Origin of the sequence: Pseudooctadecabacter sp. (assembly GCF_020627745.1) — a bacterium.
GTDB lineage: Bacteria > Pseudomonadota > Alphaproteobacteria > Rhodobacterales > Rhodobacteraceae > Octadecabacter.
On the sequence record NZ_JAHDGE010000028.1, the window covers coordinates 16,196 to 39,284 of the forward strand.

General features: G+C 59.3%; 22 protein-coding genes. 14 read left to right on the forward strand and 8 right to left on the reverse strand.

Annotation, left to right across the window (positions count from 1 at the left end):
- Positions 1-75 precede the first annotated feature (75 nt).
- The 6 genes from QZ653_RS11125 to QZ653_RS11150 all read left to right on the forward strand — a co-directional run bounded on the left by QZ653_RS11125 (position 76) and on the right by QZ653_RS11150 (position 6,593).
- The gene (locus QZ653_RS11125) at positions 76-1,365 is read left to right on the forward strand and encodes an ABC transporter substrate-binding protein (RefSeq protein WP_296420153.1); all 1,290 of its coding nucleotides are present in this window, start codon (positions 76-78) and stop codon (positions 1,363-1,365) included.
- A gap of 150 nt (positions 1,366-1,515) precedes the next feature.
- Positions 1,516-2,454, forward strand: a complete 939-nt coding sequence (locus QZ653_RS11130; protein ID WP_296420154.1) for a carbohydrate ABC transporter permease — start codon at positions 1,516-1,518, stop codon at positions 2,452-2,454.
- A 12-nt stretch (positions 2,455-2,466) separates the two neighbouring features.
- Entirely contained in the window at positions 2,467-3,300 is an 834-nt protein-coding gene (locus QZ653_RS11135) for a carbohydrate ABC transporter permease (RefSeq protein WP_296420155.1), read from the forward strand.
- Between the two features lie 22 nt (positions 3,301-3,322).
- The gene (locus tag QZ653_RS11140) at positions 3,323-4,327 is read left to right on the forward strand and encodes an ABC transporter ATP-binding protein (RefSeq protein WP_296420156.1); all 1,005 of its coding nucleotides are present in this window, start codon (positions 3,323-3,325) and stop codon (positions 4,325-4,327) included.
- Positions 4,324-5,097 (forward strand): L-iditol 2-dehydrogenase, encoded by a 774-nt coding sequence (locus QZ653_RS11145; RefSeq protein WP_296420178.1) that lies wholly within the window; start codon positions 4,324-4,326, stop codon positions 5,095-5,097. The genes QZ653_RS11140 and QZ653_RS11145 overlap by 4 nt, the downstream gene beginning before the upstream one ends.
- Positions 5,085-6,593, forward strand: a complete 1,509-nt coding sequence (locus tag QZ653_RS11150; RefSeq protein WP_296420157.1) for a mannitol dehydrogenase family protein — start codon at positions 5,085-5,087, stop codon at positions 6,591-6,593. Before QZ653_RS11145 ends, QZ653_RS11150 begins: the two co-directional genes overlap by 13 nt.
- Here the strand turns inward: QZ653_RS11150 and QZ653_RS11155 are convergent.
- A complete protein-coding gene (locus QZ653_RS11155; RefSeq protein ID WP_296420158.1) occupies positions 6,590-9,829 on the reverse strand; it encodes a chemotaxis protein CheB in 3,240 nt (1,079 codons plus the stop codon). The two genes, QZ653_RS11150 and QZ653_RS11155, sit on opposite strands and share 4 nt — an antisense overlap.
- 280 nt (positions 9,830-10,109) lie before the next feature.
- Here QZ653_RS11155 and QZ653_RS11160 point away from each other — a divergent pair, with 280 nt between their 5' ends.
- Positions 10,110-10,787 (forward strand): hypothetical protein, encoded by a 678-nt coding sequence (locus QZ653_RS11160; RefSeq protein ID WP_296420159.1) that lies wholly within the window; start codon positions 10,110-10,112, stop codon positions 10,785-10,787.
- Positions 10,788-10,841: 54 nt separating this feature from the next.
- Positions 10,842-12,539 (forward strand): adenine deaminase, encoded by a 1,698-nt coding sequence (gene ade, locus QZ653_RS11165; RefSeq protein ID WP_296420160.1) that lies wholly within the window; start codon positions 10,842-10,844, stop codon positions 12,537-12,539.
- 112 nt (positions 12,540-12,651) lie between these two features.
- Here the strand turns inward: ade and QZ653_RS11170 are convergent, their stop codons facing one another.
- The 7 genes from QZ653_RS11170 to glmU are packed head-to-tail and all read right to left on the reverse strand — an operon-like array spanning position 12,652 to position 19,019.
- A complete protein-coding gene (locus QZ653_RS11170) occupies positions 12,652-13,527 on the reverse strand; it encodes an MBL fold metallo-hydrolase (RefSeq protein WP_296420161.1) in 876 nt (291 codons plus the stop codon).
- Positions 13,524-13,967, reverse strand: coding sequence for a YeeE/YedE family protein (locus tag QZ653_RS11175; RefSeq protein ID WP_296420162.1), 444 nt, complete (start codon positions 13,965-13,967; stop codon positions 13,524-13,526). Before QZ653_RS11175 ends, QZ653_RS11170 begins: the two co-directional genes overlap by 4 nt.
- Positions 13,968-13,970: 3 nt before the next feature.
- Positions 13,971-14,399 (reverse strand): YeeE/YedE family protein, encoded by a 429-nt coding sequence (locus QZ653_RS11180; RefSeq protein ID WP_296420163.1) that lies wholly within the window; start codon positions 14,397-14,399, stop codon positions 13,971-13,973.
- A 60-nt stretch (positions 14,400-14,459) separates the two neighbouring features.
- Positions 14,460-15,104 carry a nucleoside/nucleotide kinase family protein gene (locus tag QZ653_RS11185; RefSeq protein ID WP_296420164.1) on the reverse strand — a complete coding sequence of 215 codons (645 nt, stop codon included), beginning with the start codon at positions 15,102-15,104 and terminating at the stop codon, positions 14,460-14,462.
- 59 nt (positions 15,105-15,163) lie between these two features.
- Entirely contained in the window at positions 15,164-15,847 is a 684-nt protein-coding gene (locus QZ653_RS11190; RefSeq protein ID WP_296420165.1) for a DNA alkylation repair protein, read from the reverse strand.
- Positions 15,844-17,661 (reverse strand): glutamine--fructose-6-phosphate transaminase (isomerizing), encoded by a 1,818-nt coding sequence (gene glmS / locus QZ653_RS11195; RefSeq protein WP_296420166.1) that lies wholly within the window; start codon positions 17,659-17,661, stop codon positions 15,844-15,846. The genes QZ653_RS11190 and glmS overlap by 4 nt, the downstream gene beginning before the upstream one ends.
- 2 nt (positions 17,662-17,663) lie before the next feature.
- Entirely contained in the window at positions 17,664-19,019 is a 1,356-nt protein-coding gene (gene glmU / locus QZ653_RS11200; protein ID WP_296420167.1) for a bifunctional UDP-N-acetylglucosamine diphosphorylase/glucosamine-1-phosphate N-acetyltransferase GlmU, read from the reverse strand.
- A 117-nt stretch (positions 19,020-19,136) separates the two neighbouring features.
- Between glmU and QZ653_RS11205 the strand changes: the two genes are divergently transcribed.
- The 6 genes from QZ653_RS11205 to QZ653_RS11230 all read left to right on the forward strand — a co-directional run bounded on the left by QZ653_RS11205 (position 19,137) and on the right by QZ653_RS11230 (position 23,029).
- On the forward strand, positions 19,137-19,796 hold the full coding sequence (locus QZ653_RS11205; protein ID WP_296420168.1) for an HAD-IA family hydrolase: 660 nt from the start codon (positions 19,137-19,139) through the stop codon (positions 19,794-19,796).
- Between the two features lie 47 nt (positions 19,797-19,843).
- Positions 19,844-21,043, forward strand: coding sequence for a DegT/DnrJ/EryC1/StrS family aminotransferase (locus tag QZ653_RS11210; protein WP_296420169.1), 1,200 nt, complete (start codon positions 19,844-19,846; stop codon positions 21,041-21,043).
- A gap of 129 nt (positions 21,044-21,172) precedes the next feature.
- Positions 21,173-21,427: a hypothetical protein gene (locus QZ653_RS11215; protein ID WP_296420170.1), complete on the forward strand. Its 255-nt coding sequence runs from the start codon at positions 21,173-21,175 to the stop codon at positions 21,425-21,427.
- A 193-nt stretch (positions 21,428-21,620) separates the two neighbouring features.
- Positions 21,621-22,163, forward strand: a complete 543-nt coding sequence (locus QZ653_RS11220; RefSeq protein WP_296420171.1) for a hypothetical protein — start codon at positions 21,621-21,623, stop codon at positions 22,161-22,163.
- Positions 22,156-22,557 carry an ASCH domain-containing protein gene (locus QZ653_RS11225; protein ID WP_296420172.1) on the forward strand — a complete coding sequence of 134 codons (402 nt, stop codon included), beginning with the start codon at positions 22,156-22,158 and terminating at the stop codon, positions 22,555-22,557. The genes QZ653_RS11220 and QZ653_RS11225 overlap by 8 nt, the downstream gene beginning before the upstream one ends.
- Before the next feature lie 106 nt (positions 22,558-22,663).
- Complete coding sequence (locus QZ653_RS11230) at positions 22,664-23,029, forward strand: NADH-quinone oxidoreductase subunit A (RefSeq protein WP_296420173.1); 366 nt, start codon at positions 22,664-22,666, stop codon at positions 23,027-23,029.
- Positions 23,030-23,089: the final 60 nt, after the last annotated feature.

Sequence of the window (23,089 nt, forward strand, 5' to 3'; positions counted from 1 at the left end):
AAATAAATGTTGACGCGCGTAAAGTTTTCAATGAACCTAGCGTTAGTTTATCCATTCACTAGGGAGGAATTCAGGATGAAACTCAAAGGCGCACTTCGCGCGGCAACAGCAATGTCCTTGCTGGCCACTGGCGTATCTGCCGACGGTCACGCAACAGAGCTGACGATCGCAATCGTGAACAACGGCCACATGATCAACATGCAGACCGTTGCAGAAGCTTACACCGAAGAAACCGGCGTAACGCTGAACTGGGTGTCTCTTGAAGAAGGCGTTCTGCGCGAGCAGGTCACGTCCGACACAGCCACCGGTGGCGGTCAGTACGACATCATCAACATCGGCATGCAGGAAGCCCCGATCTGGGGTGAAGCAGGCTGGATCGAGCCGCTGGAATTCAGCGACGACTATGATGTGGACGATATCCTGCCCGCCATGCGCGCCGGCCTTTCGGCGAATGGCACGCTCTACGCTGCACCATTCTACGGTGAATCGTCGATGGTTATGTATCGGGGTGACCTGGCCGATGCGGCTGGCGTGACCATCGAAGACAACGACAGTTGGGAAAACGTGCGCGACGCAGCCGCGGCGATGCATGACCCGGAAAACGGCGTTTACGGTGCCTGCCTGCGCGGCAAGCCCGGCTGGGGTGACAACGCTGCGTTCATCACGACCGTGGCAAACTCCTTCGGTGCCGCATGGTTCGACGCCGACTTTAAGCCGCAGCTCGACAGCGAAGAGTGGAACAACGCTGTGACGTTCTACGTTGACATGCTGCAGAACTACGGACCTCCGGGCTCCGAAGGCAACTCGTTCAACGAGATCCTCGCGCTGTATAACGAAGGCAAGTGTGGTCTGTGGATCGACGCGACGATCGCTGCGTCCTTCCTCGAGAACCCGAACGTCCGCTATGCGCAGTCGCCTAATGCGGGCAACCCCGTCGGTGCAAACTGGCTGTGGGCATGGGCTTTCGCCATTCCGGCCGGATCCCCCAACGCTGAAGCCGCTCAGGACTTCATCGAATGGGCGACGTCCAAGGAATACGTGCAGGCCGTCGGCAACCATCCGGAATTCGGTTGGGGTTCTGTCCCGACCGGTCAGCGTGCATCCACCTACGAAATCCCGGAATTCCAGGAAGTCGCAGGCTTTGCTGATGCCGAACTGGCTGCCATCGACAGCGCGGCACCGGAAGCCACCGACCTGAAGCCTTACGTGGGCGTCCAGTTCGTCGCGATCCCGGAATTCCCGGAAGTGGGATCCGCATTCGGTCAGGAAATGGCTGCGGCTCTGTCCGGTGCCAAGACTGTTGAAGAAGCACTGGCCGACGCACAGGCTGCCGCTTCCGCAATCATGGAAGAAGCAGGCTACTAAGCCCTCGCTTCTTTCGGAGAGATCCCCTCGGGGGTCTCTCCACCCCAAGTTTTTTGTCGCTGGGTCCCGAGGATCTGTTAAGAAACCCACCAGTGACGCCCGCTCCATTCGCTAACCGCCCGCATCTTTCATTTTGAGAGCCCTTACGCCATGGCCAATCGCACCATCCCCCGCCTTCTTCAGACGCCAGCCGTTGTGCTGCTGCTGTTCTGGATGCTGGTTCCCCTGTCGATGACGTTGTTTTTCTCGTTCATCCGTTATGTGCTGAACAACCTGCGCCGCCCGGAATGGACGTCGCCGTCGATTGAAAACTGGCGCGGGTTTGGCAACTACCAATACGTCTGGAACCAGGACAGCTTTTGGTTGGCGATCCAGAACTCCATTCTGATTGTAACAAGCATTCTGTTCCTCACAGTGATCCTGGGTGTTGCCATCGCTGTGCTGATCAACCGCAGCTTTCCGGGGCTGGGCATTGTCCGCGTCCTGCTGATTTCGCCCTTCTTTGTGATGCCCGCTGTGAATGCGGTTTTGTGGATCAACATGATCCTCGATCCGGTGCTGGGCCTGCAGGGGATTGCTGTCAACGGCATCAACGAAATCATCGCGGGGCTGCGGTCTGCGCCCGTCGTCGGTGGGTTCTTCAGCCTCTGGCCTGAATTCGAACCGATCTCGTTCCGCGCCACGCAGACCTCTGCCTATGCGGTCATCATGATGGTGACATGGCAGTGGACGCCCTTTGCAGTCCTGATTTTCATGACGTCCCTGCAATCCGAAGACCAGCAGCAAAAAGAAGCCGCGACTTTGGACGGGGCAGGGCGCTGGAACCAGTTCCGTTTTCTGACGCTGCCGCACCTTGGCCGGCCCATCGCCATCGTTGTGATGATCCAGGCGATTTTCCACCTCTCGCTTTATGCCGAGATTGAGATTGTCAGCCGCGGCAACGGCAACAAAAACCTGCCCTATTACATCGGGGAATTGGTCAACAACAACATCGGTGCGGCCTCTGCCACAGGTATCTTCGCCGTCATCCTCGCCAACATCGTCGCCATCTTCCTTCTGCGGATGGTCGGCAAGACACTTATGGAATAAGGGAGCGGTCCTTTGGCTATCGTTGCTCAACACACGAAGTTCTCCAAGATCGCATGGCCCGTTCTGGCCTGGGTCGTGGCACTGATCTTCTTCTTCCCCATCGCCTATATGGTCATGACCAGCTTCAAGACCGACGCGGATGCGGTGAAGCCTGAACTGCTGTTCTCCTTCACGCCCACGTTGGACAATTACGCCAACATGACGGACAACTACGACTACTGGCGGTTCGCCACGAATTCATTGATCACGGCGACCTTTGCGACCTTGTTCACGCTTGTGGTTTCGGTGCCTTGTGCCTACGCCATGGCATTCAATCCGACACGGGCGACCAAGGACATCCTGATGTGGATGCTGTCCACCAAAATGCTGCCAGCTGCCGCAGTGCTCTATCCGATGATCTTCATGACCAAGTCGCTGGGTCTTTATGACACCAAGTTCCTGATCGTCATGGTCCTGAGCCTGATCAACCTGCCCATCGCCATCTGGATGCTGTTCACCTACTTCAAGGACATCCCCAAAGACATCATCGAAGCGGGCCAGATGGACGGCCTGAACACATGGGGCGAGGTGCGTGAAATTTTGATCCCGCTGGCCTGGGGCGGCATCGCTTCCACCGCGCTGCTGGTCTTTATCTTCTGCTGGAACGAGGCCTACTGGACGGTCCGGCTGACCACCACCGACGCCGCGACCCTGTCGAAACTGATTGAGGGCAACCGCGCACCGGAGGGTCTGTTCTTTGGCCGCCTGTCGGCTGTGTCCACTGCTGCCGTTGGCCCGATCGTGGTCCTTGGGTGGTTCTGTCAAAAACAACTTGTCCAAGGTCTGACCTTTGGCGCCGTGAAATAAGCCGAGAGAATAGGAAATTAATATGGGACGCATCGTTCTAGAAAAAGTGACCAAGAAATTCGGCGAAGTCGAAGTCATTCCGCCGCTGGACCTGACCATCGAAGACGGTGAATTCGCGGTCTTCGTCGGCCCCTCGGGCTGCGGTAAATCCACCCTTCTGCGCCTGATCGCAGGTCTGGAAGAGGTCACATCCGGTGAGGTCAAAATCGACGACGCCACCGTGACCGAGGTTCCGCCCTCCAAACGGGGTCTGGCCATGGTGTTCCAGTCCTATGCGCTTTACCCGCATATGACCGTGCGCAAAAACATCGCCTTCCCGCTGCGGATGGAAAAGATGCCGCAGTCGGAAATCGACGCCAAGGTCGACATGGCCGCGAAGTCGCTGAACCTGACCGACTACCTTGACCGCAAACCGGGCCAGTTGTCCGGTGGTCAGCGTCAACGTGTGGCGATCGGCCGTGCGATTGTCCGCCAGCCCGAAGCGTTCTTGTTTGACGAACCCCTGTCCAACCTCGATGCCGCGCTGCGTGTGGGCATGCGTCTGGAGATTTCCGAGCTGCACCAGCGGCTGGAAACCACGATGATCTACGTGACCCACGATCAGGTCGAAGCCATGACCATGGCCGACAAGATCGTCGTGTTGCAGGCCGGTGTGATTGAACAGGTGGGCTCCCCGCTGGAACTCTATGAACGTCCGCAGAACCGTTTTGTCGCGGGCTTTATCGGTTCGCCCAAGATGAACCTGATCGAAGGTGAAGCCGCCAAAAAGCGCGGTGCGCAGACCATGGGTATGCGCCCTGAACACATCGCAGTGTCGACCGAGGCAGGTGAGTTCAAAGGCACCGTGGGCGTGGCCGAACACCTTGGGTCCGACACCTTCCTGCACGTCCACATCGACGGCATCGAAGAACACGTGACCGTGCGCCAGCGCGGCAACGTCAACTTCAAGTACGGCGACACCGTGTATCTGACCCCCGAAGAAGCCAATGTGCACAAATTCGGTGCAGACGGTTTGCGGATCGACTGATGCGACTGGCGGGCAAGACAGCAATGATCACCGGTGCCGCACGCGGCATCGGGCAGGCGTTCGCCGAACGCTACGTGGCCGAAGGCGCGCGTGTGGTGATTGCCGACATTGATTTTGCCCGCGCCCAACAGACAGCCGCCCAGATCGGTGAGGGCTGTTTCGCCGTTGAAATGAACGTGACCGACCCCGCCAGCATCGACGCCGGCTTCGCCGCTGCCATCGACGCCGTTGGGCACATCGACATTCTGATCAACAACGCCGCCATTTTTACGGCGGCCCCGATTGTTGAGATTACCACAGACGATTTCGACCGGTGCTTTGACATCAACGTCAAAGGCACGCTGTTCACCTTGCAGGCCGCAGCCAAGCATATGATTGCGCGCGGGCAAGGTGGTAAAATCATCAACATGGCCTCCCAGGCCGGGCGGCGGGGGGAAGCCCTCGTCGCCGTTTATTGCGCGACCAAGGCCGCGATCATCAGCCTCACGCAGTCTGCGGGGCTTGATTTGATCAAGCACGGCATCAACGTCAACGCGATCTCACCTGGTGTGGTGGATGGCGAACATTGGGACGGGGTCGATGCGTTTTTCGCCAAGTATGAGAACAAGTCCCCCGGCCAGAAAAAGGCCGAAGTGGGCGCGGCTGTCCCGTTTGGGAGGATGGGCACAGCCGAGGATTTAACCGGAATGGCCGTCTTTCTGGCCTCTGATGATGCGACGTATGTCGTGGCGCAAACCTATAACGTGGACGGTGGCCAATGGATGAGCTGACAAAACTGAGCAACGCGAGTTTGGATGCTATGCCTGTGGGCGTGCGGGTTCCGGCCTATGACCGGTCTGAGTTGACGCCGGGGATTGTCCACATCGGGTTGGGCAATTTCCACCGTGCCCATCAGGCGTGGTACCTGCACCGTTTGATGGATGCAGGCGAAGCCCATGATTGGGCGATCATCGGGGCAGGCGTGCGCGCGGGTGACGCGGCACAGCGTGACCGTCTTTTGGCGCAGGATTGCCTGACGACCCTGATCGAATTGCGCCCTGACAGCACCTCGGCCGAGGTTTGCGGTTCAATGATCGACTTCCTGCCGGTGGAGCCTGACAACGCCGCGCTCGTGGCGCAGATGGCCGACCCGTCCACGCGCATTGTGGCGCTGACAGTGACTGAAGGCGGCTATTACACCGATCCGGTCACAGGTGGGTTTGCAGAAGATCACAAAGACATTCAGGCGGATGCGGCCAACCCCGATGCACCTGCAACGGCCTTCGGTGCCATGATCAAAGCGCTGCGGATCCGGCGCGATGCGGGCACCGGTGCCTTTACGGGGCTGAGCTGTGACAACCTGCAAGGCAACGGCGCGATCCTGCGTCAGACGGTCGTAGGCCTGGCCCGCATGTCCGACCCGGAGCTGGCCGACTGGATCGACACGCATTGCACCTTCCCCAATTCCATGGTCGATTGCATCGTGCCCGCCACCGGCCCTGCCGAACTGGAACTGGTGCGCAGCCTTGGCATCGAAGACAATGCGCCGGTCACCCATGAAAACTTCCGCCAATGGGTGATTGAGGATGATTTCTGCGCGGGCCGTCCGGATTGGGACAAGGTGGGCGCGACGTTTACCAACGATGTGCACAGCTTTGAGACCATGAAGATCCGTATGCTGAACGGCGGACACCAGATTTTGGCCAACGCGGGTGAGGTTTTGGGGATCGAGACGATTTCCGATGCCATGGCGAACCCTGCGATTGCGGCGTTGTTCCTGAAGGTGCAGGGCGAAGAAATCGCGCCCCATGTGGACGCTGTGCCCGGTATGACGCCCCACGACTACCTGTCGCTGATCATGTCGCGCTTTGCCAATCCGGCGATTGTCGACACGACCCGCCGCGTGGCCTTTGACGGCGCATCCCGTCACCCCGGTTTTCTGTTACCGACGATCCGCGAAGGATTGAAAACCGGTGATCCGGTCAACGGTCTGGCGCTGGTTGAGGCCCTTTGGGCGCGAATGTGTCAGGGCACACGCGAAAACGGGTCACAGATCGAAGCCAATGATCCGATCTGGTCCGATCTTCAGCAGGCGGCGACCAATGCACGTCAGAACCCGACAGCGTGGCTTGATCAATCGTCGATTTATGGCGACATCAAACATGCGCCCGAATTCGCATCCGCGTTTGCCCATTGGCTGGCTGCACTTTGGGACAAAGGGGTTGAGGCCACGATCAGTGACTACACCCAGACCGAAAACGACCTGCGAAAAACCGCCAGCCGTTAATCCTCGATCTGTTCGAATGCGCCCACGATCTGTTGCAGCGTGCCGGTGCCGTCCAGAATGGCGATGCCGTTGCTGCGCACTTTGATCGTCTCGCCATTCTTGCGGATCAGCCGGGCAAAGAATTCAAACTCGCCCCCTTTGGCCGAGACATCTTCGACTTTCTTGCCGACCATTTCGACGTCGTCAGGGTGAAAGAACCCCAGCGCCTGATCAAGGCTGGGCATGCCGTCATCTTCGGAAACGTCGTGCAGTTCGAAGACCCGTTTTGACCAATAAATCTCTTGGGTGATCGGGTTCAGTTCCCAATACCCGAAGCCGGCCAGTTCCTGCAGATGCCGGAACCGCGCAATCAGGGCGGCTGTCTGATCGGCGGCAGCCACAATCTTGGTCACATCAGTGGCGATGTTATAGATCGTCGGGCCGTCCCTGTGGGGGGCCTCGAAAACGCGACGTTCCATTGCAAGATAGGTGGGGCTATCTTCGTCCTTCTGTTTGAACTCCACCGTTTCGAACAGGCCATCGGCATCATCGTCCGACGACAAAAGCTTTCTGTCCCGTTTGACCAGTTTTTGCGACTGTTCCTGCGGGAGGAGTTCATAGATGTTCCTGCCAAGCGCGCGGTCGCGATCCAGCCCGAGCGCCTCGGCCGAACTTTTGGAAATCCGAAGGATTGTGCCGTCTTCCGCGCTGTTGATCATGTGGATGTTGGAACTGTTCAGGATCATCTCCATTTCGCGGGCAAGGCCGGGGAACTGGGTGACCACCATCGTCAGGCCAAGTATCTTTCCATGGACATCAAAATATGGGGTGCAGCTTAGAACGACGCGGCTGCCGTCGGAATTGAATTCCTGCGTCGTGGTTTCCCCCAGTTTAAGTGTCTCACTGCAAATGGGGGACAGGGACGGAAAGCCATCCGGCAAAACAGCCTGCGAAATGTGCGGCGTCGTAATGGGTTGTTTCAGCTGGAACAAATCCGATGCGGCCGTGGTCGCTTGGGTGATCTGCAAGGCGCTGTCGGTGACAAGAATGGCCAACGGTGTGCTTTGCAGAACGGAGGTCAATTCCCCCGTGCGCCCGCTGAGTTCGGTCGCCGTGATCTGCAGTTCCTCGTTGACGGTGATCAGTTCCTCGTTGGTGGACTGAAGTTCCTCGTTCGAGGTCTCAAGCTCTTCGTTGGTGGCTTGCAATTCCTCGTTGGTGGATTGCAATTCTTCGTTCAGGGCCTGCAATTCCTCGTTCGAGGTTTCCAGCTGTTCAATGGTCTGCTGCAACGCCTCACGGGTGACGGCGACTTCGTTTTCCAGATCGCGGATGCGTTCGGAAACACTGTCGTCCAGCTTCAGTGCCTCGGCGGGCAGGTTTGTCGGATCGGGCACCTTGGGCACAGGCGTAAAGGCCACGACCGCGATGCGTTCGGACAAAGATTTGGCCACAATCGGGTAGACATTGATGCGGATGTCGAATTCGCCGTCGTCCGACAACCGATGCCGGATGCCGGTGCGGTGGGTTCCATGGCGCAGGGCGACAGACACCAGACTGCGGGCCTCTTCGCGCAGCGGGCTTTTCAGCAATTCCATATGCATCCGCAGCTTACTGCTTTGATTGACCTCAATATATTCGCTGATGGATCCGTTGACGGACATGATGGTGCCGTCTTCGGTGACAAGGATCGACTGTTCGCCCAGCGATTTGATCAGTGCATCGAACAGGTGGCGATCGGCGCTGACATCGTTGCTGCGTTCCGGCCCCGGACGGCTGCGCCCGGTGTAAAGGGGCAGACTGGGCATGGAGTAGCTTGTGCTGCCGCCGCCCTTGCCCAGCATTCTTTTGCGATACACATGCGAATTGCTGTCGTCCTGATGGAACAGCTCATCCGATCCCGCAATGCTTTCGGCCGTGCCCAAGAACAACAGCGCGTCCGATGCCATCGAATAATGGAACCGGGACATCACTTTCTTTTGCAGGGAATTCCCGAAGTAGATCAGCAGGTTGCGGCAGCACAGCAAGTGGACCTTCTGAAACGGCGGGTCCTGGCAAACGTTGTGATCCGAAAACAGAACCGCCGATCTAAGCCGGTCCGTGATGCGGATGCCATCGCCATGCTGGATCAGATATTTCGACGCCAGTTCCTTGGGAATGTCATTCAGCGCGGAACTGCTGTAAATGCCCGCGCGTGCCACCTGCAATGCGGCTTTATCAATATCGGTCGCAAAGATCTGGACCTTTTCCTTCAGCGGCACATTGGGACCGCCCAATGCCTCGGAAATCAGCATCGCGATTGAATAGGCCTCTTCACCGGTGGCGCAGCCTGCAACCCAGACCCTCAGCGGACCGGTTTGGCGGTTTTCAAGAAGTGGCGGAAGCAACTTTTCAAGGTTGGCGAATTCTTCCTTATCGCGGAAAAAACGTGTGACCGAGATCAGCAGGTCTTTGAACAGCGCATCCACAGCTTGCGGGTTGTTGCGCAGGAATTGTGTATATTCTTCCTGATCGTCGATCCCCAATGCCGTCATCCGACGTTCGATCCGGCGGGTGATGGTCGTCTGTTTGTAGTCGCGGAAATCCACACGGGTGCGCGCCAACAGGATCTGCAACAGATCCGAAATCGGGGTTTCCTGCAGTTCTTCCTTGCGGAACGCCGAAAAATCCCGCGCAGAGGTCAGAATTTTTTGCAGGTGTGTGCCGATCTCGACGGGTCGCAGCACCAGATCGACGCAGCCTGTCTGCACAGCCGCTTGGGGCATTCCGTCATACTTCGCGCTTTCGGAATCCTGTGCAATTGTGATGCCGCCTGCCTCGCGGATGGCCTGCACCCCGTAGGCGCCATCCGATCCGGTCCCCGACAGGATCATGGCAACCGCCTTTGCGCCATGCTCCTCCGCCAGACTGACCAGAAAGCGGTCGACGGAGGGTTTGGGCGCGGAGGGCAGGTCGCTGGGGTCTTGCAGGCGCAGCTTGCCTTCGTGGATGACCACGTCGGTCTTGGGCGGCGTGATGTAAATGACGTTCGCTTCGGGCGTGGTGCCGTCGGCCACATCCTCGACCCGCAGTTCCGTCTGGCGGCCCACAAGTTCGGTCATCAGGCTTTTGTGGTGGGGCGACATATGCTGGACGACCACATAGGACACCGGCAGGTTGGCGGGCAGCGTCGCGACAAGTTCGCGGATGGCCTCAAGCCCGCCGGCCGAAGACCCTATCCCTATGATTGTTAATGTCTCGGGCGTGTCGTCGCGCATAAGGGATCCCCAGTCCTGATCTTGATGCAACTATAGCGCATATCCCGCAGGGACTGCTATGCCTAATTAGTCCGTTGACATAGCACCAAAATATCAATGCGCAGCGCGATCATTTGCGACTTGTTCGAACGTCGCATCTCCATCGGCCAAGGGCCGGAACCTGATCGCAAAAGGTTAACAAATTGTTATCAATGGAATTTATTTTTGGCCAAGTTTACTTTTCCTTAGGGCCTGTTACTTATTTCTGAGTATCTTGATTCCAATTTTAGGGAACCGTCCAATGAAACTGGTGTCGCAGTCAGATCCTAATACAACCTTAGCGGGTGGGCACCGGTTTGTGGTCAATCTTATCGCGGAACCTGATGGTCCGGCCGAGGTCCGCTCCTGCGAAGTGATCGGCGAACATCATCGCAACCGGTTTTCCTTTCCCTCGCGGGTGTCTGTGGATGAGGTTTTCGTGCCTGAGGTGGCTCATGGCGTCACACAGTGCCTGTCCGCTTTGTCAAACACCACAGAGGTCGTCTCCCTACCGTCTGTGACGATTGAAATTCCGGGCCTGTCGCTGGCCAAGGCCCATCTGATCACGACATTGGCGGATGACGGAAACCTTGGTATCATTTTGCGGTTCAAGATGGTGCTTGGCGGCGTAAACCGCGCCTTCCGTCCGGAACTGGGCATTGAAGATTCCGTGTCCGACCAGACATCGCATATGTCCGCGCTGGTGCTGACCGATATTGTCATGCCGTTTCTGGACTTGTGTACAGCCGCTGAAAACGGCGGTTTGGATACGTCTAAAGGGTTGGAATCTTTCATAGATACCTTGATTGACCGGTCTCAGGATGTCCGGTTTCAGGCGGAATTGATCAAGCGCTTCGTCGCCGCTGCAGCCGAGGCCGATGTTCCGAAGAAAGCCAGGATCGCCAACCGTCCCAAGATAGAACTTATCTCTCGTCGTTAGGCTGGACCTTACGGGTCAAGTGCTGTTTTCTGGGCCAAAGTCCGGAGTTTTGTTATGGCTGACCTGTCCCAGAAAATCGCACAGGGGCGGGGCGACGCCCCCGCCGATCTTGTTTTACGGGGCGGGCGCGTCTTCGATGTGATCACCGGCGCCTTTCTGGACGGTGACGTGGCCATCTGCGGCGACACGATTGTGGGCACATGTGCCCGCTATGACGGCAAACAGGTGGTGGATGTCAGCGGGCTGACGCTGGTGCCCGGGTTCATTGATACCCATCTGCACATCGAATCCAGCCTTGTCACGCCGTTCGAATTCGACCGTCTTGTTGCGCCCTTGGGTGTCACGACGGCCATCTGCGATCCTCATGAAATTGCCAATGTACTGGGCGTGCCGGGCATCCAGTATTTCCTTGATGCCGCTTTGGAAACCGTACTGGATATTCGCGTCAACCTCAGTTCATGTGTCCCGTCCAGCCACATGGAGACCACCGGCGCGACCATCGAAGCCGCCGATCTGTTGCCCTTGCGCAACCATCCTGCCGTGATCGGGCTGGCTGAAATGATGAATTACCCCGGCGTCCTTCACCAGGACCCCGGCATCATGGCCAAGCTGCGCGCCTTTGAGGGGGGCCACATCGACGGCCATGCCCCCATGCTGTCCGGACGCGATCTCAACGCCTATATCGCCGCGGGCATCCGCACCGAACATGAGGCCACAACGCAAGAAGAGGCGCGCGAAAAGCTGCAAAAGGGCCTGCGTGTGCTGATCCGCGAAGGGTCGGTGTCCAAAGACCTTGACGCGCTTTTGCCACTGCTCGATGACCGCACGTCGGCCTATATGTGTTTTTGCACCGATGACCGGAACCCTCTCGACATTGGTGAACACGGACACCTTGATTACCTGATCCGCACAGCTGTCGCGCGTGGCACATCGCCTGTTGCGGCCTACCGTGCGGCGTCCTTGTCAGCCGCCGAAGCCTTTGGCCTGAAAGACCGGGGGGTGATCGCGCCGGGGCAGCGGGCCGACATTGCTTGTCTTGGATCACTTGAGGCATGTGATGCCCGGATGACGCTGTGCGGCGGCATCCATGCCGCTGAACTTGCGTTTTCCGCGCGGAAAATCACGCCACCCATCGGGCGTGCGTCGGTCAAGGCGCCGCCGGTCACGGGCACCGATTTCCGGACGTCATCCAACAGGGAAACGACCGATGTAATCGGCATCATCCCCGGCAAGATCATCACCGACCATCTGCAGGACAACATCACCCCGACCGATGGGGACAAACGCCCCGACACGGCCCGTGATCTGGTCAAGATCGCCGTGGTGGAACGCCATGGCGTCAACGGCAACATTGCCACGGGCTTTGTCAAAGGCTTCGGTCTGAAACACGGGGCCATCGCATCGACTGTCTGTCACGATCACCACAATATCGTCTGCGTTGGCGCGGATTACGACGACATGGCTGTCGCAGTGAACCGACTGTCCCATCTGGAAGGCGGCTTTGTTGTGGTCACGGACGGACAGATCACGGCCGAACTGGCCCTGCCGGTGGCCGGCCTCATGAGCCTCGCCCCCTTCGAGGAGGTGCGCGCATCCCTCGAAACCCTGCGCGATGCGGCCCGTGCCCTTGGCGTCACGCTGCAAGAGCCGTTCTTGCAACTGGCGTTTCTCGCGCTGCCGGTCATTCCCAAATTGAAAATCACCGACCGTGGCATGGTCGATGTCACGAAATTCGAAATCATCTCCAGCTAGGCGCGCGGCCTTTATTCTTCTGATCCGAAAACTCCGGGGGAGGACGCAGTCCGGGGGCAGAGCCCCGCGGTTTTTCGCCAGAAAAACCGCCGCCCCGCCCGCCGCAGGCGCATCACAGCCCGTTGACAGGCACCTTCAGCACCGGATTTCCGTTCTCGTCGACAGGCACGTGCCCCGCGCGCATGTTGACTTGCAGGGCAGGGATGATCAGCTTGGGCACAGCCAGCTGCGCATCACGGGCGGTGCGAAAGGCGATAAACTCTTCTCGTGTTTTGCCACCGCCCACATGGATGTTGTCCGCCCGTTGCGCGGCTACGGTGGTCTCCCATGCGATGGCGCGTCCGTCGGGGCCGTAGTCGTGGCACATGAACAGCCGCATGTCGTCCGGCAGCGCCAGCACTTTCTGGATGCTGTCATACAGCTCTCCGGCATCGCCGCCCGGAAAGTCGGCGCGCGCCGATCCACCGTCCGGCATGAACAGCGTGTCACCGACAAAGGCCGCGTCGCCCATGACATGCACCATACATGCGGGGGTGTGGCCCGGTGTGGACATGGCAAAACACGCCATTTCCCCTACCTGATAGGTGTCCTTGTCCTCGAACAGGGCGTCGAACTGCGATCCGTCGCGCTGGAACTCTGTTCCTTCGTTGAAGACCTTGCCGAAGGTTTCCTGCACATCCATGATCCGTGCGCCCACGCCGATTTTGCCGCCCAGCATGTCCTGCAAATACGGCGCCGCGCTGAGATGGTCTGCGTGAACATGGGTTTCGATGATCCAGTCCAGCACAAGTTCACGGTCCCTGATGTGTGCAATCAACCGGTCGGCGGCTGTCGTCGTGATGCGACCGGCGGCGTAATCAATATCCATGACACTGTCGATGATGGCACAATGCGCGCTGGACGGATCCTTCACGATATAGGTGATGGTGTTGGTGGCCTCGTCAAAGAAACCTTCCACCTCAGGGGTGATGTCCATGTTGATTGTCATTGGGCGGCCTCGCGTGCTGGGCGTGTAACCTGTCTGGCCTGAACGGCGCGTGCAGCCAAGATACCCGCCACCATGGCCGCTGTGAAGATGAGGACCGCCGGATCGCCCGTCCCGATGGCTGGCAATGCGCCACCCGGGCAAAACCCTGCCAGCCCCCAGCCCAGACCGAACGCGGCGGATCCCGCCACAAGCGGCACATCAATCTGGCGCAGGGCCGGCAGGTGAAACACCTCTGCCAACCGCGGAGACGCGCGGCGCAACACAAACCTGTAGCCCAAAGCCGTGACGCCCAAAGCGCCCCCCATGACGAAGGCCAATGACGGATCCCAAGTGCCCGCAACATCAAAGAAATTCAGGACCTTGGCAGGGTTCGCCATGCCCCCCAGTACGATCCCCATGCCAAAGATCAAACCGATCAGGTAGGTCAGAACAAACCGCATGGATCAGCCCCCCACCACATGACGCGTCACATAGACCGTCGCCACCGCAACCGCCATAAAGACAACCGTGGCCACGATGGACCGTGGCGAAAGCCGTGCGATGCCGCAGACGCCGTGGCCGGAGGTGCATCCGCCGCCATAGGTCACGCCTGCGCCCACGATCAATCCGCCGATGATCATCGCGGCTGTGGACACCGGCACATCCACGGCCACCGCGTCACCGCTGATGATCCAATAAAGCGCCGGGGCCGTCATCATCCCCGCCAGAAGGGTGGCGCGCCAACCCCAATCGCCGGCAGATTGCGGCATGACGAAGCCTGCCAAAATGCCTGTGGCCCCCATGACGCGCCCGAACAGCCCCATCAGCAGGACAGATGCCGTCCCGATCAGAACGCCCCCGAACAAGGACATCCACGGAGTAAATTCAGTCATTGTGCCATGCTCCTATATATCGTTTTGCTAAAATATATAGATTTTGACATGTTTCAACTGCTAAAGGATCGTGCCGTCCACGCCAAGCGTTACATCGGCGGACAGGGCCTTTTGCTGCACCATTTGCGCGTTGGGCATATCGTTGGTTTCGGCCCTGCGTTTCGCCGCAGCAGAGCTAAGCCCGTGTCCCAGCCAGCGCTGGATCAGCCGCGCGCGCAATTCGGGCAGGGGCACATGCAACGCAACGGACAGGCCCCACAGGGGGGCCAAATTGAACCACGGGGCTTCGTCGAACAGCAAATAATTGCCTTCGACAATAATGACTTCGGCGTCGGCGGGCACCTGTCGTGCCCCCGCAATCGCCACATCGCGGGCGCGGTCAAACACGGGGACGAACACATCGGATTTCTCGCGCAAACGGCGCACCATGTGGACAAAACCCGCGCCGTCAAACGTGTGCGGCGCGCCCTTTCGGGCCAGATCGCCGCGTGTTTCAAGAACCTGATTGTCCAGATGAAAACCGTCCTGAGGCACGACTGTCGTCAGACACTTCTGTGCATTCAATCGTCGGGACAATTCATCCGCCAAGGTTGATTTGCCGCTGGCCGGCGGCCCGCTGATGGCGACGAGGACCCGCCCCGGTTTGTCGCGCAGCGGCGCGATCCTCTCGGACAGTAAGTTGACTTGTTTCGTCAGATCCAGCACGTTTGCCCCCTTGTTTTTTGTTCTTCTTGGCATCGGCCATCGGCCCCTGCAAGAGACCATTATCGGGGTGGCAATTTCCGGCTCGCGTCCTTGCGGGCGAAGGGTTTCATTGCGTCGCCATGGGCGTCCAGAAACGCCCAGACGCGGTCGGGATCACGGCGGCCCAGATCGCGCAACCACCACGAGACGGACTTTTGGATAAACCAGTTCGGATCGGTCACATAGGTCGCGGCCCAGCCCAGAATACGTTCTCGCGCGGCCAGTTCTTCGGGTTTTGGATGCTTTTGTTTGGTCCACGGCAGGGTCATCACGAGGGCCGCCCGTTTGGTCCACAGATGGTCTGATGTCGTCCAGCCCTCAACCTCATCCAGACGGGTGGGGTCCGCGACCAAACGTCGTGACCCCGCCCCGCAGGCATGATCTGCGATGGCCCAGGCGTCAAAGGTCGGCACCCAAGACGCGATTAACTGCCAAGCGGCGTCATCAGGGTTGATGCGCGCCTGCACCAGCAATTTGGCCGCCGCGACGCGGGCCTCATGGACGTTGCTGTCCCACAGGTCTGAGGCCAGCTGGATACGGCCCTCAAGGCTCAGCGCCTCACGCCAGCGCGCGCAGCAGTCATAGATCACCGGATTGGCGATGCCGAAATAGGGGCGCTCGGCCTTGTGATAGGCGGCCATTTCGCCCGCCTTATAGGCATCCCCCAGACCGGCCAATTCCGCCAGCGCGTCGTCAACCGTCATTCCACCGTCACCGATTTCGCCAGATTGCGGGGCTGGTCCACATCCGTGCCCTTGGCGACCGCCGTGTGATAGGCCAGCAGCTGCGCGGGGATTGCATAGAGGATCGGGGCCACGAAGGGGTCAATTTCCGGCATCAGGATCGTGTCCCACACGCCCGGTCCGGCCTCACGTGCGCCTTGCGCGTCGGTGATCAGCAGGACGCGACCACCGCGCGCCATGACCTCTTGCATGTTGGAAATGGTCTTGTCGAACAGTGCGTCGCGCGGGGCCATAACAATGACAGGCACATGTTCATCGACCAAGGCGATGGGGCCGTGTTTCAGTTCACCCGATGCATAAGCTTCGGCATGTATGTAGCTGATTTCCTTCAGCTTTAGTGCACCCTCATGGGCCAGCGCATACATCGGGCCACGGCCCAGAAACAGGATATCGCGCGCCTCTGCCAGCTTGCGGGACACATCGCTGCTTTGCTCGCCCAGGGACAATGCCTGGCTCATGAGGGCCGGCACGGACTTGATCGCCTCAAGGGCCTTGGCCACACCTGCGGCGTCCAATTCACCACGGTCTTGCGCGGCTTTGACGGCCAAGATGGCAAGCACGGTCAACTGGCAGGTGAACGCCTTGGTGGAGGCCACGCCGATCTCACGGCCTGCCAAAATCGGCAGCGGCAGGTCGCTTTCGCGCGCGATGGAGCTTTCGGGGACATTGACCACGGACACGATCGTGTCGACCTTGCCTTCGCAATAACGCAGGGCGGCCAGCGTGTCCGCTGTCTCCCCCGATTGGCTGACAAACAGCGCCGCTGTGCCCTTGGTGATCGGGGGTTCACGGTAGCGGAATTCGGACGCCACATCGATTTCAACAGGCAGGCGCGCGATCTGTTCGAACCAGTATTTTGCCGTGAGGCAGGCGTAGAACGCGGTGCCGCAGGCGACCATGGTCAGCCGGTCGATCTTTGCAAAATCAAGGCCGGGGTCGGGCAGTTCGATCCGCCCGTCCTTGATGTAATACCCCAGCGCGTTGGTCAGAACCGACGGCTGTTCTGCGATTTCCTTGGCCATGTAGTGTTTATGGCCGCCCTTATCGACCGCCGTGTCGTCGATCTTGATGGTCTGGATGTCACGGTTGGCCAGCGTGCCTGCGGCGTCGCGGATTTCGACGCTGTCGCGGGTCAGCACGGCCCAATCGCCTTCTTCCAGATAGGTGATCCGGTCGGTCATGGGCGCCAGCGCAATCGCGTCGGAGCCCACGAACATCTCACCCTCCCCGTGGCCAACGGCCAAGGGGGATCCCTTGCGCGCCGCGATCATCAGATCGCCTTCGCCTTCGAACAGAAAGCACAGCGCATAGGCCCCGTCGAGCTTGGCAATCGTGGCCTCCGCCGCATCGCGCGGCGTCATCCCGTCGTTAAGGAAGCTTTGCGTCAACAGGGCGACGGTTTCGGTGTCCGTGTCCGTCTCGTAGCCGATGCCTTTCTCGGCCAGTTCTTCGCGCAATTCGCGGAAATTTTCGATGATCCCGTTGTGGACCACGGCCACGCGTGCCGTCTGATGGGGGTGGGCGTTTTTGACATTGGGTTCGCCGTGGGTGGCCCAACGGGTGTGGCCGATACCGGATTTGCCAGCCAATGGGTCATGTACCAGCAAATCCTGCAGGTTCACCAATTTGCCGACGGCGCGGCGGCGGTCCAGCGCGCCGTCATTGACCGTTGCAATCCCCGCGCTGTCGTAGCCGCGATATTCCAGCCGTTTCAGCGCCTCCACCAACAAAGGGGCGACTTGGTTCTTGCCGAGGACACCTACAATTCCACACATTTTCAGGCTTCCTTTGCCGCTTTGGCCTTCTTGGCCTTTAACTTTTCGAACATCCGCCGTGCAAAGCCCGGTTTGTTATCCTGGCGCGCGCGGGCCACGGCCATATCGCCTTCGGGCACGTCACGGGTGACCACTGTCCCGGTCGCCGTCATGCTTTCATCGCCCAAGGTCACGGGCGCCACCAGCATGGTGTTGGACCCGATGAACACGTCACGGCCCACGGTCGTGCGATGTTTGAACACGCCGTCGTAATTGCAGGTAATCGTGCCCGCGCCGATGTTCGTGCGTTCGCCTACCTGTGCATCCCCGATATAGCTGAGGTGGTTGACCTTGGCCCCGGCCTCAATCACCGCATTTTTGGTTTCCACGAAGTTGCCGATCTTCACACCCTCGGCCAGTTCAGTGCCCGGACGCAAACGCGCATAGGGGCCGACCACGGCATCGCGGGACACGTGGCAGCCTTCAAGATGGCTGAACGCGCGGATTTGCGCGCCGTTTTCGACCGTCACGCCAAGGCCAAAGACCACGTGTGGTTCGATCACCGCATCCGGCCCCACGTAGGTGTCATGGGAAAAGTAAACACTTTCAGGCATTTGTACGGTCACACCGGCTTCAACCATGGCGGCACGTGTGGCGGTCTGAAAAATCGCATCTGCGGCGTTGAGTTCTGCCTTGGAATTGACGCCCATCGTCTCCGCCTCATCGCAGCGCACAACGGTCGCGGTTTTTCCCTGCGCGCGCGCCAAGGCCACCACATCGGTCAGGTAATATTCGCCCGAGGCGTTGTCGTTCCCGATCTCCGCCACCAGAGACATCAGCAGCTGCGCATCGCAGGCGATCACACCGGAATTGCACAGGGGCAGGGCGCGAATGTCGGCGCTTGCGTCCTTGAATTCGACGATTTCGGTCAAAGCGCCGTCCGCCTCAACCAATCGGCCGTATTTTTGCGACGTATCCGCAACCTCAAACCCCAGCACAACCACATCATTGTCGGCGCGGGCAGCGATCATCGCCTCCAGCGTTTCGGGGCGAATGAAGGGCGTGTCGCCGTAAAGGACAATCGCGTCACCTTCGAACCCGTCCAACGCAGGGGCGGCCTGCGCCACCGCGTGACCGGTGCCAAGCTGTTCGGTTTGCAAAACAATCTCGGCGCCCTCATCCCAGTCTTGCGCTGCCGCTGTCACCAGATCGGCGCCATGGCCTGCGACCACAATCGTGCGCGCTGGGTCCAGTGCGGCACCCGATTTCATCGCATGCACCAACATGGGCGCACCGGCGATCTTGTGCAGCACCTTGGGCAGGTCTGACTGCATCCGCGTGCCCTTGCCTGCGGCCAAAATGATTAATGCGACTGACATACCTGCCTCATTCTTGTTGTTTTCATCTTCATACGCGCCACATCGCCTAACACAAGTCGCGTGGCCTTCACATCCCATGTCAGCCCGTTACAAGACACCGAAACTGAAGGACCCGCCATGCATTCCGTGATGTTCGATCTTGATGGCACGCTTGCCGACACGTCCGGTGATTTGCTTGCCGCGGCCAACGCCTGTTTTCGCGGGCTGGGGTTGGGCGATTTGCTGACGGGCGCGGATGCGGGCACGGCGCTGAAAGGCGGGCGGGCCATGCTGACGCTGGGCTTCAGCCGGGTTGAGGGGTTTGGCGAGGACGACATCCAACGCCAATATCCCGTCCTGCTTGAGGCTTACGCCCAAGACATCGACACCCACACGCGGCTTTATGACGGCGCAATGGACGCGGTCGAGGCTTTGAAATCGCGCGGCTACCCCGTGGGCATCTGCACCAACAAACCCGAAGGTCTGGCTGAAACCCTGATGACCCGTCTTGGCGTGCGCGACGCCTTTGGCGCGCTGGTGGGGGCGGACACCTTGCCCGTGCGCAAGCCGGACCCTGAACACCTGTTCGAAACCGTGCGTCGCTGCGGCGCGGATCCGGTCAAAACCTGTCTGGTGGGCGACACCAACACCGACCGTATGACAGCGCGCAACGCGGATGTGCCGTCTATCTTGGTCACCTTCGGTCCGTCTGGCGAAGATATGGCGGCCCTTGAGCCCGAGGCCCTGCTGGACCGCTACGCCGACCTGCCCGATCTGGTTGATCGGCTTTTCAGCTGATCGAAACCGGGCTTGACGGGGCAGGGCGCGCGCCCTCACATGCTGTCATGACTGAGACATTCACCGGCAGCTTCACCCAGCAAGAACCCATCCCGCAAGCGGGGATCGAGGCCGCGATGGCGGTGCTGAACCACGGGCGTTTGCACCGCTACAACACCCATGGGGATGAAATCGCTGAAACCGCCCTGCTGGAAGAGGAATTCGCCGCACTGACAGGGGCGAAGTACTGCCTTGCGGTGGCGTCGGGCGGCTATGCGATGACCACGGCCTTGCGCGCCTGCGGTGTGGGTCATGGCGACCGCGTGCTGACCAACGCCTTTACGCTGGCCCCCGTGCCGGGGGCCATTGCCGCCGTCGGGGCCACGCCTGTTTTCGTGGGTGTCACCGATAACCTGTTGATAGATTTGGATGATCTGGCCGCAAAGCTGGATCAGGCGCAGGTTTTGCTGTTGTCACATATGCGCGGCCACATCTGCGATATGGAGGCGCTGATGGCACTTTGTGATGCCGCTGGCGTCACCGTGATCGAAGACTGCGCCCACACCATGGGCGCCCATTGGAACGGCACGCCGTCCGGGCGTTGGGGCAAATTCGGCTGCTATTCCACGCAGACCTACAAACACGTCAATTCCGGCGAGGGCGGGTTGCTGATCGGTGATGACGCAGAGGCCATGGCCCGCGCCATCATGCTGTCGGGCAGCTACATGCTGTTTGAACGCCACCGCGCGGCCCCCCCGCCCGAGACGTTCGCCCAGATCAAATATGAAACGCCCAACATTTCGGGCCGGATGGACAATCTGCGCGCCGCGATCCTGCGTCCGCAACTGGCCGATTTACAGACGCAATGTGACCGTTGGAATGCGCTTTATCGTGTGGTGGAAGGGGGGCTGCGCGACACCCCCGGCCTGACGTTAACCCACAGGCCCGCCGCAGAGGGTTTTGTGGCATCTTCTTTTCAATTCCTATTGCTCGACTGGCCAGCTGAGGCCGTACAAAGGGTCATTCAGGGCTGTTTCAGGCGCGGTGTTGAGCTTAAATGGTTCGGTGGGTCTGAACCCGCGGGCTTCACCTCGCGCTATGACAGCTGGCGCTATGCGGCCCCCGACCCGCTACCGCAGAGTGACAGAATCCTTGCGGGGATCATTGATATGCGGTTGCCGTTAACCTTTACGCCCGAAGATTGTGCGCTGATCGCGCGAATTATTCGCGACGAAGTCGAAAAAGCCTTCAGCACACGCCAAAGTTGACCTTTTGGGCAACGTTTCGCCTGACTTATGCTGCAAAGCGCATGAATCCCTATCCAAAGGGTAAAAAAGCGACTAGGGTTTCATGGCACCCCCAGTGTCCTGTGGGGCAGAGGATTGGTTAACGTCGTCATGATGACACCATTGAGCACCGCCTACGACAACATCCGCCTTATCCGGCGGAAGGTTGATATTGCCCAGCAGGAACTTGAAAATTTACCATCCGGTCCGCAGCGCGATCAGGGTGTGATGCGTCTTGCCAAATTGACCGATGATCTGGTGCGGGCAGTGCGAGATTTTGCGGAAATGGGCTATGAGGAGCAGGTTTTTCAACTGCTTGCCGATCAGGCTGTGGAAACGCGCCGGTCCGTCAGAGGGATGCATTAGGGCGGACAGGCTCGTACAGTCAGGCCTGGTCGCGCGCCCGCGATCCCGACATCCCTGACAACCAGACATATCACCCGATATGCGCCCGATCGTCCTCAGCCGGGCGCAGGACAAGGGGCCGCAGCCGGCCCCTGTCGACGCGGGTCGCGATCTGTCCTACATGCATCGCACGTGGTGAGTGCGGGGATGTCAGATGAAAAAAGACAAACGACGGATCGAGTTTTATGCGGGCGTGCCGTGGGTGAATATTACGCCCGAACAGGCGCGTGCCCACCCCAAAGGCAAACCCGGCGTGGTCCTTTGGGCCATCGCCCTTTATTTTATCGTGACAGGTCTTTGGAAATTCTATGCAGCCTGGGATTTCGGGCTTGCCGGCTGGTTGGTCGTTCTGGCCGGCATCTGGCCGTTCCTGGCTGGCGTGGGATTGCTGATGCGCGTGCCATGGTCTGTCTTCATGGCGATCGTGTCGGCGGGTGTTACGGTCTGGGCCTTGTTTCGCAGCAGCCGCGCGACGGCCGAACTTTACAATTCGGTCGAGGCGGCGACGCAGATCGGTTTCCTGCATGCGGTTTTTGGAATCGACAGCTATACCGACGGCTTTTTTCTGATCTTGCTGATTGAATTGCTGATCCATGTGGGAATTCTGTTCTACCTGATGGATGGTGACCGGCCCAATCTGATCTACCGCCACCGCTATCGACAGTACTCCGCAAAGGACGGCTCTGCGGATGACTGACGTGTGGGCGCGCTATCCGAACGCCATCCGGGGCGAATACGGGGACAGCAGGGAGCTTTGCGAACATCTGGTTGGTCTCATTTGCGCCGGAACCAAGACCGCGACCTGTGGGGCCTTGCGGGAGTATGAGGCCGATAACGAGGCGCTTCCAAATGTCGGAGATTTTGAAATAGTGCTGCATTGGGACGAATCCCCGGCCGCCGTCGTCCGCATGACACAGGTTATCGTGCAACCATTCGACGCCGTGACTGAGGATTTCGCCCTGGCCGAAGGGGAAAATGCCACATACGAAGGGTGGGCGACAGCGCACCGGGCATATTTCGAACGCAATGGCGGCTGGTCAGCCGATTTGCTGCTTGTGTGTCAGCGTTTTGAACTGGTTGAAGTTGTGTAGGACGCGCCAGCGTCTGTGATCGCCCGTTGACCCTCGACGCGGGGGGGGATAAACGCAACATCAGCCAAACGGGGGCATGGCCCCATGTCAAAAGGGGAGCCCCGAAATGGAAGACTTTCTCAGAGAATATCTGCCAATTGTCATTTTCCTCGGGCTGGCCATCGTGCTGGGCGTTGTCCTGATCCTTGCGGCTGTGGTTTTGGCTGTTCGCAATCCGGATCCGGAAAAAGTGTCGGCCTACGAATGCGGGTTCAACGCCTTTGACGACGCGCGGATGAAGTTTGATGTCCGGTTCTATCTGGTGTCGATTTTGTTCATCATTTTCGACCTCGAGATCGCGTTTCTATTCCCCTGGGCGGTGGCCTTCGGCGAGATTTCGATGGTCGGCTTCTGGTCGATGATGGTGTTTCTTGCCGTTCTGACAGTCGGGTTTGCCTACGAATGGAAAAAAGGCGCCCTTGAATGGGAGTGATCTTCGGTTCGGCCTAGCCGACAAAAGGTCCGGTGGACCTTTTGAGAAGATCACGGGCGG

Excerpts from the sequence above, each read along its gene's own strand:
- QZ653_RS11220 (WP_296420171.1), top strand. The coding sequence starts at position 21,621 with ATGAAAAAAGACAAACGACGGATCGAGTTTTATGCGGGCGTGCCGTGG.
- QZ653_RS11125 (WP_296420153.1), top strand. The coding sequence starts at position 76 with ATGAAACTCAAAGGCGCACTTCGCGCGGCAACAGCAATGTCCTTGCTG.
- QZ653_RS11150 (WP_296420157.1), top strand. The coding sequence starts at position 5,085 with ATGGATGAGCTGACAAAACTGAGCAACGCGAGTTTGGATGCTATGCCT.
- QZ653_RS11155 (WP_296420158.1), bottom strand. The coding sequence starts at position 9,829 with ATGCGCGACGACACGCCCGAGACATTAACAATCATAGGGATAGGGTCT.
- QZ653_RS11225 (WP_296420172.1), top strand. The coding sequence starts at position 22,156 with ATGACTGACGTGTGGGCGCGCTATCCGAACGCCATCCGGGGCGAATAC.
- ade (WP_296420160.1), top strand. The coding sequence starts at position 10,842 with ATGGCTGACCTGTCCCAGAAAATCGCACAGGGGCGGGGCGACGCCCCC.
- QZ653_RS11180 (WP_296420163.1), bottom strand. The coding sequence starts at position 14,399 with ATGACTGAATTTACTCCGTGGATGTCCTTGTTCGGGGGCGTTCTGATC.
- QZ653_RS11130 (WP_296420154.1), top strand. The coding sequence starts at position 1,516 with ATGGCCAATCGCACCATCCCCCGCCTTCTTCAGACGCCAGCCGTTGTG.
- glmS (WP_296420166.1), bottom strand. The coding sequence starts at position 17,661 with ATGTGTGGAATTGTAGGTGTCCTCGGCAAGAACCAAGTCGCCCCTTTG.
- glmU (WP_296420167.1), bottom strand. The coding sequence starts at position 19,019 with ATGTCAGTCGCATTAATCATTTTGGCCGCAGGCAAGGGCACGCGGATG.
- QZ653_RS11205 (WP_296420168.1), top strand. The coding sequence starts at position 19,137 with ATGCATTCCGTGATGTTCGATCTTGATGGCACGCTTGCCGACACGTCC.
- QZ653_RS11140 (WP_296420156.1), top strand. The coding sequence starts at position 3,323 with ATGGGACGCATCGTTCTAGAAAAAGTGACCAAGAAATTCGGCGAAGTC.
- QZ653_RS11210 (WP_296420169.1), top strand. The coding sequence starts at position 19,844 with ATGACTGAGACATTCACCGGCAGCTTCACCCAGCAAGAACCCATCCCG.
- QZ653_RS11175 (WP_296420162.1), bottom strand. The coding sequence starts at position 13,967 with ATGCGGTTTGTTCTGACCTACCTGATCGGTTTGATCTTTGGCATGGGG.
- QZ653_RS11230 (WP_296420173.1), top strand. The coding sequence starts at position 22,664 with ATGGAAGACTTTCTCAGAGAATATCTGCCAATTGTCATTTTCCTCGGG.
- QZ653_RS11215 (WP_296420170.1), top strand. The coding sequence starts at position 21,173 with ATGATGACACCATTGAGCACCGCCTACGACAACATCCGCCTTATCCGG.
- QZ653_RS11160 (WP_296420159.1), top strand. The coding sequence starts at position 10,110 with ATGAAACTGGTGTCGCAGTCAGATCCTAATACAACCTTAGCGGGTGGG.
- QZ653_RS11190 (WP_296420165.1), bottom strand. The coding sequence starts at position 15,847 with ATGACGGTTGACGACGCGCTGGCGGAATTGGCCGGTCTGGGGGATGCC.
- QZ653_RS11170 (WP_296420161.1), bottom strand. The coding sequence starts at position 13,527 with ATGACAATCAACATGGACATCACCCCTGAGGTGGAAGGTTTCTTTGAC.